The sequence below is a fragment of the Flavobacterium rhizophilum genome, assembly GCF_046000485.1.
Lineage (GTDB): Bacteria > Bacteroidota > Bacteroidia > Flavobacteriales > Flavobacteriaceae > Flavobacterium > Flavobacterium rhizophilum.
The window spans coordinates 45,011-58,591 of the sequence record NZ_JBELQB010000003.1; the positions used below are offsets into that span (position 1 = coordinate 45,011).

Sequence of the window (13,581 nt, forward strand, 5' to 3'; positions counted from 1 at the left end):
CTCTTCGTAAATCTGTGCTATTCTTCCGCAAAAATGCACTACTACAGCGAAATCACAGCAGCTAACTTTGCTTTATCAAAATACGTAATAACAAAATATTTAAATTTTATATCATGAAAACAATTAATGTACCTACAAAAGATCAGGTAAGTGAACCATCACAACAAATATTTGAAGCCATTACAAAGAAAATGGGAAAAGTACCGAACCTTTATGCTACAATCGGATATTCTGCCAATGCACTTAAAGGCATACTGGAATTTGAGGAGGCATTCAGTCACAGTGCCTTCAGCGCCAAGGAGCGTGAGGGGATTAACCTGGTAGTTTCACAGGTAAACAACTGTGATTATTGTCTTGCCGCCCATACTATGCTTGCGGGACTTAAAGGTTATACCCCGGAGGATATTATCGGTTTAAGGAAGGGGCAAACTGCTGACGGCAAATTTGAGGCTGCATTACAGCTTGCCCAGTCAATTGCACAAAACAAGGGAACTGCCGCTATATCCCTTAAAGAAGCTTTTTTTAATGCGGGTTACAATGAAGCGGCCTTGATTGAACTTATTGGTATTGTTACAGTGCGTACCTTTACGAATTACGTGTACGCACAGACTCAGGTTCCGGTAGATTTTCCTGCCGCACCGGCACTTGACTAATTAAAGGACAAGAAACCGTCCCCTATCAAAAGGACATAGCATGAAACAAAAGAGGTAAGCCTTTCAGCTTACCTCTTTTGTTTAAAACGGGTATGTTTTATGCCTGAGCACCTTGTTGCTGTTTGTATTGAACCGGTGTATGCCCTACCACTTTTTTGAAAAGCCTTGTAAAATAGGACGGGGTCTCAAATCCCAACTCATAAGCAATTTGCGCTACATTACTGTCACTGCTTAAAAGCAGATTCTTAGCCTCCTTAATCAGGTAAATATGAATGTGGTCCAGCGCAGTTTTTCCCGTCTCCTGCTTTAAGACATCACTAAGGTATCTTGGTGAAATATTGAGCTTCTCAGCCAGATAATTAACGGTAGGGAGCCCATTGCTAATATGCTGGGAAGTCTCGAAGTACTTTTCCAGCGTGTCCTGAAACTTCTTTAGCGTGGTACCTGAAATATTGGTACTGCGGTTAATGAACTGTCTTTTATAAAAGCGGTCCGAATATTTGAGGATTGAATCAATATGGCTTAAAATGATCTCCCGGCTCAGCTCATCGGGTTTATTTTCATATTCAGCTCTTGTTTTATCGTAAAGATCCCATATTATCGTCTCCTCCTGCGGGGATAAGTGCAGCGCTTCGTTAATCTCATATTCGAAATAACCGTATTTTTTAATCAGCTCATGAAGATGATGCCCTGAAAGGTAGTCCTCGTGAAAGAACAGGACAAAGCCCTTTTCGGCAAATTTCACGTTACTGACCTCAATAATCTGGCGGGGCTTAACAAAAACCATGGACCCGTTATCGTTATCGTATTTGGTTTTTCCATAAAGCATATAACCGTCCATAATTTTCTTTAACGCTATCATATAAAAGTCGCCTGTAAAGCGATCTTCACCTACTGAATAGGTCATGAGTTCCTTACACGTCATCATGCTTACCAACGGATGGTTTGGGGGGGCAAAGCCACTTTTTTGATGCAGTTCTGTGATGCTCCTGTAGTGTGATATTTTTTCCATAATGATCGTAGGGATTTAATGAACAAGAATTGGAAGGTGAAAAGTAGTAAAAAAATAAAAGGGTGGAGAAAATTTCCGGTTTTTTTTCGGATCGGCTGCAAAAGGCAAGGGTACGTAGATATGTGCTATTTATCCTTACAAACGAACTATTGAATGGGGAGCCGCAGCCCTACTTTTGATTGCGGAGACCTGGGCCTCATACCGGGTAACCTTTTTAAAAACAAGATACTTAACACTATCTATTATGAAGAATCAAAAATCAGAGTTCCTGCGTATCAGCACCATTTTAGCTTTTATACTGATACCGCTTGGAGGGCTTACCACAGACATTTATATCCCTTCGCTTCCGGCCATGGCACACGATCTTGGCGTGTCGGTGGGGGCAATACAGTTATCGTTACTTCTTTTTATGATCAGTTCCGGCTTTAGCCAGCTCTTTATTGGAAGTATTCTCGACAGTTTCGGACGCTACCGGATCAGCAGTTTTGCATTATTAATCTTCGCCATAGCGAGTTTTGCCATTGCCCTTACCACAAATATTTATGTAATATATGCCATGCGAGTTATACAGGGTATAACCGTTTCCCTTATCATCGTTGGGAAGAGAGCATTTTTTGTGGATATGTATAGTGGTTCCCAACTAAAGCATTATACAAGTCTTTTTTCCATTGTATGGGCTACAGCACCAATAGTGGCACCGTTTCTTGGAGGTTATCTCCAGGAAGTATTGGGGTGGCAGTCTAGTTTTTACTTTTTGGGTAGCCTGGCAGTTATTGTCTTAATCATGGAAATACGTTTTTCGGGTGAATCATTATCCCAAAGGCAGCCCTTCAGTATACAGCCCATTGTAAAGGTGTATAAGGAAATGTTGAAAACGACTGATTTTACCATGGGGCTGCTGATTATCGGACTGAGTTATTCCCTTCTGGTTGTATATGGTATGGTAAGCCCCTTTATCATAGAAAAGGTATATGGATATTCTCCGGTAATTACGGGGTACAGTTCCCTGGTATCGGGTGTTGCGCTGATGAGTGGCGGTATCATGAGCAAGTTATTATTAAAAAGGGCACTGTTTACAAAACTGGATACCGCCATAATACTACAGCTTTTTGCCGCAGCCATGATGTGGCTGATATCCGTCTCAACCGTAACGATTTGGGTTTTGATTGTTTTTACGGCGGCCCTTCATCTTGCATCCGGTTTTATATTTAATAATGTATATGCCTACAGCCTACAACGTTTTACACATAATGCAGGTACAGCCAGCGGCCTTACCGGTGGTGGTATTTATGTTATCAGCTCTGTGGTTGGCTATGGGCTTATAAATTCCCTAAGCATTAAATCGGTTCACCTTTTATCGTCTGTAAACCTTGGCATTGTGCTGCTTTTATTAGTAGTGCTTGTTGCTTTCAAACACTATGTAAAGGCACGGACTGTATAAACGTTGTTTTGTGCTATTAGTTCCCACATATGAACTACCCTGTCGCGTATACTGAAGCTAAATTTGCTCTATCAAAAATCAATAACCCGTAATAAAATACAATTATGTCTAAAACAATTTTTATAACCGGAGCCTCGAGAGGATTCGGAAAACTATGGGCCGAAGCCTTCTTAAAGCGTGGTGACAAAGTAGCCGCCACTGCCCGCAACACGGCCGACCTTGCCGACCTGGTGGAAATGTATGGTGATAAAATCTTACCCATACAACTTGACGTTACCAAACGCGAAAATGTAAACAAGGCCGTAGCCCTAATCGCAAATCATTTTGGCAGTATTGATGTACTAATAAATAATGCCGGCTATGGCTTGTTTGGTACGGTAGAAGAAACGACCGAGGAACAGGCCAGAGCACAAATGGAAACTAACTTTTTTGGCCTGCTTTGGGTTACACAGGCGGTAATGCCGGTTATGAGAGCCCAAAAAAGCGGTCATATTATTCAGGTTTCAAGCTTTTTAGGGCTTACCACGCTGCCTATGCTGGGCCTTTATAATGCCTCAAAATTTGCAGTAGAAGGACTTAGCGAAACAATCGCCAGGGAAGTAGCACACATGGGTATCAATGTTACACTTATAGAACCTAACGGCTATGCTACGGACTGGGCCGGGGCATCGGCAAACCAAACCACGAACGATATTTCAGATTATAATCCAGTTCGTGAAGCGTTTGCCACCACCGGCGAAAATCCGGAAACCTGGGGCAAGCCCGAAGCTACGGTAAGCATTGTGCTTGACCTTGTAGACCATGCTAACCCACCGCAAAGACTTCTGTTTGGCCGCATAGCCTATAACGTGGTAAAACAGGTATATACTGAAAGGCTTAACAGTATTGAGGCCTGGAAAGAAGTAAGTATTGCCGCTCACGGACATTAATCGATTACCATTTTACAATTATATCCAACAATAATAAATATTCAATCATGACAACTTCAACCCAACAATTAGTAGACAAAGTTATTGCCGCACACGGAGGCGCCAACGCAGCCCCTTTTACAACAGTAAAAATACACACCAATATAGGTGGTGTGGTGTGGCCTATAAAAGGGCATGACGGTGCCCTTGCCGATGTAGAATTTACTGGTTCGTTAACCGAGCAGAAGAGCAGCTGGAAAAACCTTTTCCAGACGGGGTATACCTCAACATTCGAACCCGGTAAAGTACAGCTGTTTGATGAAAACGGTAAATTACTGGAAGCCCTTACAACCCCACGTGATTCATTTGAAGGACATACTGTAGAAACCCCGTGGACAAGGGCGCAACTGGTGTACTTTTCGAGCTATGCTACATGGAATTATGCTACCGCGCCTTTTAATTTTCTTGTTCCCGGTGTAGAAATTAACGAACTGGAACCCTGGAATGAAAAGGGTGAGACCCTGAGCAGGCTTGAGGTGATTTATCCTGAGGGGTTTGCCACACACAGCAAACGACAGGTATTTTACTTTAATGAAGCCGGATTATTAAAACGTCATGACTATTGGCCGGTAGTACTGGGAGGCTCGTCTGCAACCCAGATAATTGAAGGTTACAAGGAATTTCAGGGTGTAAAAACCGGTACCAAAAGAAATATCTACATCCTAAACGATGCGGATAACAGCTATCAGACAGACCCGGTACTGGTATCCATTGACATTCTTGACGTACGCTTCGAATAATTCAAACCATTAGTAACATTCTAAAACAACAAACAGATGAGCACTTTAATAACTGCACTCACGGCACCCACACAATATATAAATGTTAACGGCATTAACTACGCCTACCGAAGATTTGGTAAACCCTCTGAATTTCCTCTTGTCGGTTTCCAGCACTTTACCGGTACCCTTGATAATTGGGACCCTTTAATTCTTGACGGTCTGGCACAGGAACGGGAGGTACTAATTTTTGACAATACCGGTGTTGGAAACAGTACAGGTGAGACGCCTGATAACGTTGCCGATATGGCTCATGATGCGATAGATTTTCTAAAGGCACTGGGGGTATATAAATTTGACGTGCTGGGTTTTTCGCTTGGCGGTTTCATTGCACAATATTTGGCCGTCAAGTATCCGGAACTGATAAGGAAGCTTGTTATTGTGGGCGCAGCGCCACAGGGAGCAACGGTTTTGCAGCATTTTCCTGAACTAATTAACAATGCCATGCAAAAAGATCCGGAGGAACGCTTTTTATATATTTTTTTTACCGCCACCACTACGAGCCGAAATAAGGGAAAGGAAACCCTGAAAAGGTTGTTTACGAGAACCGAAGACCGCGATAAGGAAACAGCACAGGAAAGTGTTTTGGCACAAATGGCTGCCATTACCCGATGGGGGGCTGACCCCGTTACGATGAACCTTAAAATGATACCCCATCCGGTATTGATTGTACAGGGCAGTAATGACGAGATGATGGATTCGGATAATTCGTACGCACTCTTTAAGCAGTTATCCAATGCCGTACTGACCTATTATGCTGATGCAGCACACGGATCTTTTTATCAGTATCCGCAACGGTTCGTAAATCAGACCAACGATTTTCTAAACAATTTTTAACCACGGCACGTAAGAGGCCGTAAACTTAAAATTCATGTATACCCGCAGACACTATGGTTTCTGGAAACTTTTCCGATGGAGTAAGAAACCCTTTTTATACAGTATTCTTTATGCCACACTGATAACACTGGTCTATCGCAGTCTATTTCGGGCTTTCGATTTTGACATTTCGCTGAATTGGCAGCCTATTACCGTTTTGGGTATAGCTGTTGCCTTTTATCTCGGGTTTAAAAACAGTGCCAGTTATGACAGGGCCTGGGAAGCAAGGAAGATATGGGGTGGTATTGTCAACAATTCCCGTGGATTCGGAACCTCAGTGGTCAGTTTTGTACAGGGAGAACACAGTGGGGCGATAAAAAAGGAATTGATTTACAGGCACATCGCCTGGCTAACCGCCCTGCGTTACCAGCTCAGGACCGACCGCGAATGGGAACATACCGAGAACCGGATGAAAGACCATGATATGCCCCGAATAGCGGAACACACCCTATCGGGACTTGAACAGGATATTCTGCCGTTTTTAGGGGATAACGAATGGACGGCCTTTCAAAAAACATCCAACGCAGCGGTACAGATCCTCAGGAAACAGTCCCAACGATTGCAGGAACTCAGGGATGAAGGCTATTTTGAGGACTTCAGGCATATGGAGCTTCATCGCCTGTTACTGGCTCTGATGGACGAGCAGGGCAGAAGTGAACGTATCAAAAACTTCCCTTTTCCCCGTCAGTATGCCTCGGTTGCAATTTGGATCACACTGCTGTTCACAGCATTAATTCCCTTTGGACTGCTGAGTATTTTCAGTCAGGAATCCTTTGGGGCGGTTTGGCTGACCATTCCCTTTTCGGCCCTTATCTCATGGGTGTTCCTTCTTATGGAAATGATTGGGGACTATTCAGAAAATCCTTTTGAGGGCACCTATAATGATGTGCCTATCACCTCAATTTCAAAAGGTATTGAAATTGATCTGCGGGAACTGATTGATGACTCAGGGGTCCCGGAACCACCACAGCCGGTAAACGGCTTCCTAATGTAAGTATACAGCTAATTTATCTTTATAGGCATGAAACATTTGAAAACGGTAAGCGAGTTGCACCGGGACCTAGGCTGGGCGCCACCTGAAAATCCGATGTTCAGTATTGTCAGTCAATTTTCAGATCAGCTTCCCGAGGAACGCTTCAGTACCGACTGCTACCTCATTCGGTTTGATCTCAGGGACGAGGGGATACCATCTGCTGTTCTTCCGGAGGGCACTCACGGTAACGGTGCCATGCGTTTTATACATCCGGGCACTGACATCTCAGCACGGGAAATCACGGTCGGCAGTAACGGGTTCGTCATTGTGGCACATAAGGATTTCTTCCGGGGACAAAGACTGGCGCAGAGCATTAACACCTACCATTTCTTTCAGTACTACGCCAGTGAATCCCTTTTTTTTGCTCCCTGCGAGGCAAAGTTGATCACCAGCCTCAAGACAAAAATGGAGCGGGAATACTATAACAATACAGACGAATACAGCAAGGACATCATTCTGAGCCATTATGAAGCGATGCTAATATATGTAAAGCGGTTTTACAAAAGACAGTTCAGGGACCAGATGGCCATTACCGACAGTGTGTCAGAACGCTTTAAGAGCCATCTGGAAACCTATATAAAATCAGGATTACTGAAGCGCAAAGGTATTCCGGCCGCCGCCCATTTCGCTAAGCAGCAGCAGCTTTCGCCGTATTACCTCAACGATGTGTTGCAGTTTAAGACTGGCAATACTGTTGAGGGCCTTGTACTGATCGCCCTTATTGCAAAAGCCAGGGAACTTTTGAGCAATAGTCCGGTATCCATCGAAGAAATAGCATACACTTTGGGTTTTAAGGAAATCAAAAAGTTTGCCCTTTTGTTCACCAAAATGGAAGGATATCCGCCTGAGATGTTCAGGACACCAAAAGGGGGTAGTGCCTAAAGTCCTTAAGCCGGCCCGCCCTACTTTTCCTGAGCAAGGACCGGTTGCACCAATTCGTGAAAACGTACTATTTATTCCTACATATGTACCATTCTGCCGGATGGGAACCACATAAATTTGCTACTATAACTTTTAAATTAATAACTAATAATCAATACTATTATAATGAAAACAATTTTTATTACAGGAGCTTCACGAGGATTTGGAAAACTTTGGGTTGAAGCCTTATTGCAACGCGGCGACAACGTAGCTGCTACATCAAGAACTGCTGATTCTTTAAAAGATCTGACGGATAAGTACAAGAACCAGTTTCTGGCTATAGAACTCGACATTACGGACAGATCCGCTGTAATAGCGGCTGTAAATAAGGCCAAAAATCATTTTGGCAGCCTTGATGTGGTCATCAATAACGCGGGCTATGGTGTATTTGGTGCCATAGAGGAAGTAAGTGAGAAGGACGCTAAAGATGTTTTTGAGGCGAATGTTTTCGGCTCATTATGGGTAACACAGGCCGCGTTGCCTATTCTTCGTGAGCAGGGATCCGGACACATTGTACAGTTGTCCAGTGTCTTGGGCGTATGGACGTTACCAATATTAGGCATCTACAATGCGACCAAATTTGCCATGGAAGGAATTATGGAATCCCTGCATGCAGAAGTGGCAGACCTGGGTATCCATGTCACATTAGTAGAGCCTAACGGTTACGCTACTGATTTCGGGGGAAGTTCTGCAGTACAGAGTGATGCCATTGCTGCCTACGATACGGTAAAAGCCGGACTGGGACAAACCGAGGGGCTGCTGCCTGAAGACTACGGAAAGCCTGAAGCCACGGTAGCGGCAATACTAAAACTGATAGACAGTAAAAACCCGCCGTTACGTTTATTCCTGGGTAAGGTCGGACTGAAGAAAACAGAACGCATTTATGCTGAGAAACTGCAAACCTGGAGAGCATGGGATGAAGTTTCAGTGGCAGCACACGGATAAAATAAACATCAGTTTGCAGGTAGGATCGCCTGTGGTTTTCTGATCATTATATAATTATATATTCAGGATTGAGTAGAAGTACAGGCTTTACGTTTTATCAAGAGATAGCAAAAAAGGATGTACCCGCCGGGTACATCCTTTTTTTCGTTTAAGGGAGGCTTCTGCTGCAATTTTCGGCAGTGCGGTGCAGTTTTTTTCTGATTCGGGATATGTATAAGTATTGCCGTGAAATGTATAAATACCCACTCTTTATTTGGAGGAACTTTGTCCTGTCTAATTAAAAGTCTTATAAAATGGAAAGAACAGTTTTAATAACCGGTGCTTCATCGGGTTTTGGTAAGGCAGCTGCGCTATTGTTTCAGTCAAAGGGGTGGAACGTTGTGGCAACCATGCGTACCCCGGAAAAGGAGCAGGAACTTAACGCAATGGATAACATATTGCTGACCCGTCTAGATGTCCTTGACAGGGAATCAATACATACCGCTATAGCTACCGGTATCGAAGCATTCGGCAGTATTGATGCCGTGGTAAACAATGCAGGTTACGGCCTGATGGGTGTTTTTGAATCGGCAACAGCCGAGCAGATTCAGCACCAGTTTGAAGTCAATGTATTTGGCATGATGCGTGTTGTGCAGGAAATTCTCCCTCACTTCAGGGAGCGCGGAAAGGGGACAATAGTCAATGTATCATCTTTCGGAGGTATTGTGGGGTTGCCATTCGGCAGTTTGTACAACAGTTCCAAATTCGCTGTGGAAGGATTTTCAGAAGCGCTTTCCCATGAATTACTGCCTTTCAATATAGGGGTCAAAATTATTGAGCCGGGCGGTGTACATACCAATTTCCGCAACGGACTGGAAATTATCACGAATCTTGTTACCTCGTATGACCCTGTTATGGCCTCATTTTTTAAGCGCTATCCCGAACCGACTAAGGAACTTACCAATGCTACTGCATCGGATGTTGCGCAGACCATTTACACGGCCGTTACTGATACCCATGGTAGGCTGCGCTTTACCGTAGGTGAGGATGGCGCATTTTACATCAGCCTTAAAGCCGATAATGACGAAAAAACCTTCCTTGATGCCATGCGGGGCTTCTTTGTAAAATAATTGTAAGTGGATAAAGCCGGAGGGCCTGTCAAGGCATTTCCGGTTTTTATTTCCTATCTCCGCAACATCCAGTATCTTTAGCCGTAGCAACACCTAAACTATTCTACCATGAGCCAGGCTTATGTTGTCATCTCCTCCATTGCGGATGTCCATCGTTTTTACAACTGTGGCAAACCGAAACATCCGCTGATAACCGTTGTGGATCTGGCATCGGTTACGCCCAACCGTGATGCCCATGCGGTATTTTACCGTTCGGATTTGTATGTAATCATGTGCAAGCAGTTTGAGGGAACCCTTAAATACGGTCGTTCCTATTATGATTTTGAAGAAGGGTCACTGATGTTTACTGCGCCGGGTCAGGTGGTTCTTTCCGATCCCGAGCTGAAGGTAACCGAAGGGTGGGGGCTTTTTTTTCATCCGGATCTTTTGGCCGGGACACCCCTTGGCAGCAGTATCCATGATTATACATTTTTTCAGTACGACAGCAATGAGGCGCTGCATGTTTCTGAGGAAGAGAATGCCATCCTGCTGGATTGTCTGGCCAAGATACAGAGGGAATGCAACCAGAACATCGACCGTCTCACTGCCACATTGATTGCCGACAACCTGCAACTTTTGCTCAATTATTGCATGCGTTATTACAAAAGGCAGTTTTATACCAGAGAAAAGACAAGTAATGATGTGGTCAAAAGCTTTGAGGGGCTGCTGCTTTCCTATTTTTCGGGAGAAGCGTTACGCGAATCGGGCATTCCCGATGTAAAATACTTTGCCTCCCAGCTTCATCTTTCACCCAATTACCTTTCCGATTTACTCAGCAGGTTCACCGGTAAGACCACGCAGGAGCACATTCATCTGCAACTTACTGAAAAAGCAAAGGTATTACTTGCCGGAAGTGACCGTACGGTGGGCGAGATCGCATTTCTGCTGGGATTTGAACATCTTTCCCATTTCAGCAAGTTCTTTAAAAACCGTACTGGGCTGTCCCCAAAAGACCATCGTCTGCGTATCAGAACGGGGAAATGATATGTTTCGAATTTTACAGCTAGTTAGGACTGAGTGAAGGTATTTATTTAGATAAAATTATCTGGTAACCTTAGTACAGAGGTTATACAATCTATTTATTGTTATTACTGTAGTTTATGAGGATTATACTGTTGGAGGACTGTTATCGGATTCCGTTAAGGATAGTGCCCCTACCGCAAGGCATTACCGCCTTGTCCGGAAGAGGCTTTTGGAATTCGATCCTGCACTTTTGACCGCTCGGGTATAAGGTCAGGAAAGTATTTCATAAGGTAAGGTTGTAAGCTGCTAATATATAAATATCTTGGCAGTACTAAAAAAAAATCCGTAGTACTGCATGATATCAAACCGGCACAGGTTGCTCTGGCTCCACGAAAGTGGTCCGGGGTAATGTCGACAGTGCAGAGGGGGTAGGGTTTCACGGTTGTTGTTTGATTGCAATTTTCAATTTTACTTGTTTATTTTTTATTATATAATCGGAAATTTTCCGATTATAATCTAATAATATAGCATATAAAAGTGTATAAATATTTGCTTTAAATCGGAAAATTTCCGACTTTAGCTGAATAATTTAGCAATAATGGATTTTAGATATCTAGTAAAACCATATGATAATGTGCCATTTACCCGTCAGTTAATGTTGGATTTGCTACGGGATTACAAAAGACCGAATGACAAGATCAGCGAACTTATAAAAAAAGGTGAACTGATTCTGTTAAAAAAAGGGTTATATATCCCGGGGCCAAACACAGATCTTCAGGGCCCTGAACCGTTCCTTATCGCGAACCATCTCTGGGGACCGAGCTACATATCTTTTGAGTCCGCCCTGTCATACTGGGGGCTGATCCCGGAACGAGTCTATGAGATCGGTTCGGCGACAATGAAGCTTTCCAGGAAATTCATTACTGCTAAAGGCAGGTTCAGCTATCGGTATCTTCCCTGGCCCTACTACAGCTTTGGGATCAACAGTGTGGTACTCACCCCTGGGCAGGTCGTCCTTATGGCAACACCGGAAAAGGCACTTTGCGACAAGATTGTCACTACCGCCGGCCTTACGCTGCGAAGCACTGTTCAGACACAACAGTACCTCCGGGATGATCTTCGCATAGACCCTACACGGCTCAAAACGCTGGATCATAAAATGATACATTCCTGGATTGCGGACGCTCCGAAAAAAGAGAGCCTTAAAATGCTTACAAAAACACTTAGTGATTTATGATTAAAGACTGGATAGGGGAATATGCCCCAAAAGATACGGAAGATGTCCTTTCTGCTTTAAGGGAAATTATGCAGGAGGTTGCCCTTGCGGGACTCTCACGGACAAACTTTTTTGAAAAGGCTGCGTTTTATGGCGGTACGGCCCTGCGGATCTTCTATGGGCTGGACCGCTTTTCGGAAGACCTTGATTTCTCGTTGCTGGAACCCGATCCCGATTTTTCTCTCGAACCCTATTTTGGTGCCATCGTAATCGAATTCGAGTCTATCGGCATGAAGGTGAGCATCCGTGAGAAAGAAAAGAAGGAGAAAACAAATGTCGATTCGGCCTTCCTTAAATCCGAGACATTATGGAAGGAGCTTGTTCTGGAGGATATTGTCAGGCAGGTAGGAATAAAACCTACCAACAGAACCATTAAGATAAAGATAGAGGTAGACCGTCAACCGCCTCTTGGTTTTACAACAGAAATGAAGCTCCTCACCCGGCCTTTCTCTTTTTATGTGAAGTGCTTTGACAGGCCGAGCCTGTTTGCCGGTAAGATGCACGCCCTACTGTTCCGCAAGTGGCAGAACCGTGTTAAGGGCCGTGATTGGTATGATCTGGAATGGTATATAAGAAAAGGAATACCTCTTGATCTGCATCATTTTATGCTGAGGGCACAGGATACGGGGAATTGGCATCAGGACACAATGACGGCAGATGATGTACTGGCATTGCTTAGGGAAAAATTCAAAACCGTAAATTATCAAAACGTAAAGGAAGATGTCTTACCCTTTATAAAAGACGGGACAGTCCTGAACATTTGGAATGAGCAGTATTTTAATGATCTTACCGAGAAAATGAAATTCCGGTAATTTATAACAACTCTGTCTGTCAGCACAATCCTTATGTGATGAAAGGGCATGAATATTTTTAAGAAGCGGCATCAGGATAAATATGCAGAAGAGTAGTCTATAGGAAGTCGGTGTCTTTTGATGCTCAATGCTAAATAGGTTTAACCTGTCTGAACGTTAGATTAATCCTGGGCAGCATCTCCTTAGCCGACTTTGGTATATGATGCTCCCAATAGGTGTTGGTAGTACCGGACATCAAAAGCAATGTACCATGATGCAGGGGGATCTCAACCTGCGGAATGGATTTATCGGTCTTATGACGGAACCTGAATGGCCTTGTCTGCCCGAAGGTTACTGAGGCAATATTGAGATTACTCCCGATACGGTGTTCCTTATCCGAATGCCAGGCCACACTGTCACTGCCGTTACGGTACAGGTTCAGCAGTACCGCATTAAAGAACAGCCCGGTTTCCTTCTCCACCTTTTTTCGAAGTGCAAGAAGCTCCGGAGTCCACGGCAGGGCGCCTTCACCGGCCTCTTCAGGTTCGCCATACCAGGCAATCATGCGTGGAGCCGTAACGATCTTATCGTACATCGGCATCTGGTATTCCCGCCAGGGTGTGTTTTGGAGCAACACCTCATAGTAATGATCCGCCTGCGCTTTCGGAACAAAACCGTCATACTGCATCAGCTCCATATCCGGCAGGTCGTAATAGCGTTTTGGGGCGCTGCCTGCGGTAAACAATTCCGTATCATCAAATAGTGTCATCATAAT

14 protein-coding genes are annotated in these 13,581 nt (G+C 44.1%); 12 read left to right on the top strand and 2 right to left on the bottom strand.

What is annotated here, in order from left to right; translation table 11 throughout:
- The first annotated feature begins 113 nt into the window (after positions 1–113).
- The gene (locus tag ABS768_RS04295) at positions 114–653 is read left to right on the top strand and encodes a carboxymuconolactone decarboxylase family protein (RefSeq protein WP_408073736.1); all 540 of its coding nucleotides are present in this window, start codon (positions 114–116) and stop codon (positions 651–653) included.
- 97 nt (positions 654–750) lie between these two features.
- On the opposite strand, the gene ABS768_RS04300 is transcribed toward ABS768_RS04295, so the two are convergent.
- Complete coding sequence (locus ABS768_RS04300; protein WP_157483955.1) at positions 751–1,665, bottom strand: helix-turn-helix domain-containing protein; 915 nt, start codon at positions 1,663–1,665, stop codon at positions 751–753.
- Between the two features lie 244 nt (positions 1,666–1,909).
- Here ABS768_RS04300 and ABS768_RS04305 point away from each other — a divergent pair, with 244 nt between their 5' ends.
- From ABS768_RS04305 to ABS768_RS04355, 11 genes are all read left to right on the top strand, one after another.
- Positions 1,910–3,106 carry an MFS transporter gene (locus tag ABS768_RS04305; RefSeq protein ID WP_408073737.1) on the top strand — a complete coding sequence of 399 codons (1,197 nt, stop codon included), beginning with the start codon at positions 1,910–1,912 and terminating at the stop codon, positions 3,104–3,106.
- A gap of 104 nt (positions 3,107–3,210) precedes the next feature.
- On the top strand, positions 3,211–4,035 hold the full coding sequence (locus ABS768_RS04310) for an oxidoreductase (RefSeq protein WP_408073738.1): 825 nt from the start codon (positions 3,211–3,213) through the stop codon (positions 4,033–4,035).
- Positions 4,036–4,082: 47 nt separating this feature from the next.
- Positions 4,083–4,814 (top strand): hypothetical protein, encoded by a 732-nt coding sequence (locus ABS768_RS04315; RefSeq protein ID WP_408073739.1) that lies wholly within the window; start codon positions 4,083–4,085, stop codon positions 4,812–4,814.
- Positions 4,815–4,850: 36 nt separating this feature from the next.
- Positions 4,851–5,690 carry an alpha/beta fold hydrolase gene (locus ABS768_RS04320; RefSeq protein ID WP_408073740.1) on the top strand — a complete coding sequence of 280 codons (840 nt, stop codon included), beginning with the start codon at positions 4,851–4,853 and terminating at the stop codon, positions 5,688–5,690.
- 34 nt (positions 5,691–5,724) lie between these two features.
- A complete protein-coding gene (locus ABS768_RS04325) occupies positions 5,725–6,723 on the top strand; it encodes a bestrophin family protein (protein ID WP_408073741.1) in 999 nt (332 codons plus the stop codon).
- Positions 6,724–6,750: 27 nt separating this feature from the next.
- A complete protein-coding gene (locus ABS768_RS04330; protein ID WP_408073742.1) occupies positions 6,751–7,644 on the top strand; it encodes a helix-turn-helix domain-containing protein in 894 nt (297 codons plus the stop codon).
- Between the two features lie 165 nt (positions 7,645–7,809).
- On the top strand, positions 7,810–8,628 hold the full coding sequence (locus ABS768_RS04335; RefSeq protein WP_408073743.1) for an SDR family NAD(P)-dependent oxidoreductase: 819 nt from the start codon (positions 7,810–7,812) through the stop codon (positions 8,626–8,628).
- A 293-nt stretch (positions 8,629–8,921) separates the two neighbouring features.
- Positions 8,922–9,737: an SDR family oxidoreductase gene (locus tag ABS768_RS04340; protein ID WP_408073744.1), complete on the top strand. Its 816-nt coding sequence runs from the start codon at positions 8,922–8,924 to the stop codon at positions 9,735–9,737.
- Positions 9,738–9,845: 108 nt separating this feature from the next.
- A complete protein-coding gene (locus tag ABS768_RS04345) occupies positions 9,846–10,760 on the top strand; it encodes a helix-turn-helix domain-containing protein (protein WP_408073745.1) in 915 nt (304 codons plus the stop codon).
- 577 nt (positions 10,761–11,337) lie between these two features.
- Positions 11,338–11,976 (top strand): type IV toxin-antitoxin system AbiEi family antitoxin domain-containing protein, encoded by a 639-nt coding sequence (locus ABS768_RS04350; protein WP_408073746.1) that lies wholly within the window; start codon positions 11,338–11,340, stop codon positions 11,974–11,976.
- Positions 11,973–12,827: a nucleotidyl transferase AbiEii/AbiGii toxin family protein gene (locus ABS768_RS04355; RefSeq protein ID WP_408073747.1), complete on the top strand. Its 855-nt coding sequence runs from the start codon at positions 11,973–11,975 to the stop codon at positions 12,825–12,827. Before ABS768_RS04350 ends, ABS768_RS04355 begins: the two co-directional genes overlap by 4 nt.
- Before the next feature lie 130 nt (positions 12,828–12,957).
- Here ABS768_RS04355 and ABS768_RS04360 read toward each other — a convergent pair whose 3' ends face one another.
- Positions 12,958–13,578 (bottom strand): alpha-ketoglutarate-dependent dioxygenase AlkB family protein, encoded by a 621-nt coding sequence (locus ABS768_RS04360; protein WP_408073748.1) that lies wholly within the window; start codon positions 13,576–13,578, stop codon positions 12,958–12,960.
- Between the last annotated feature and the right edge of the window lie 3 nt (positions 13,579–13,581).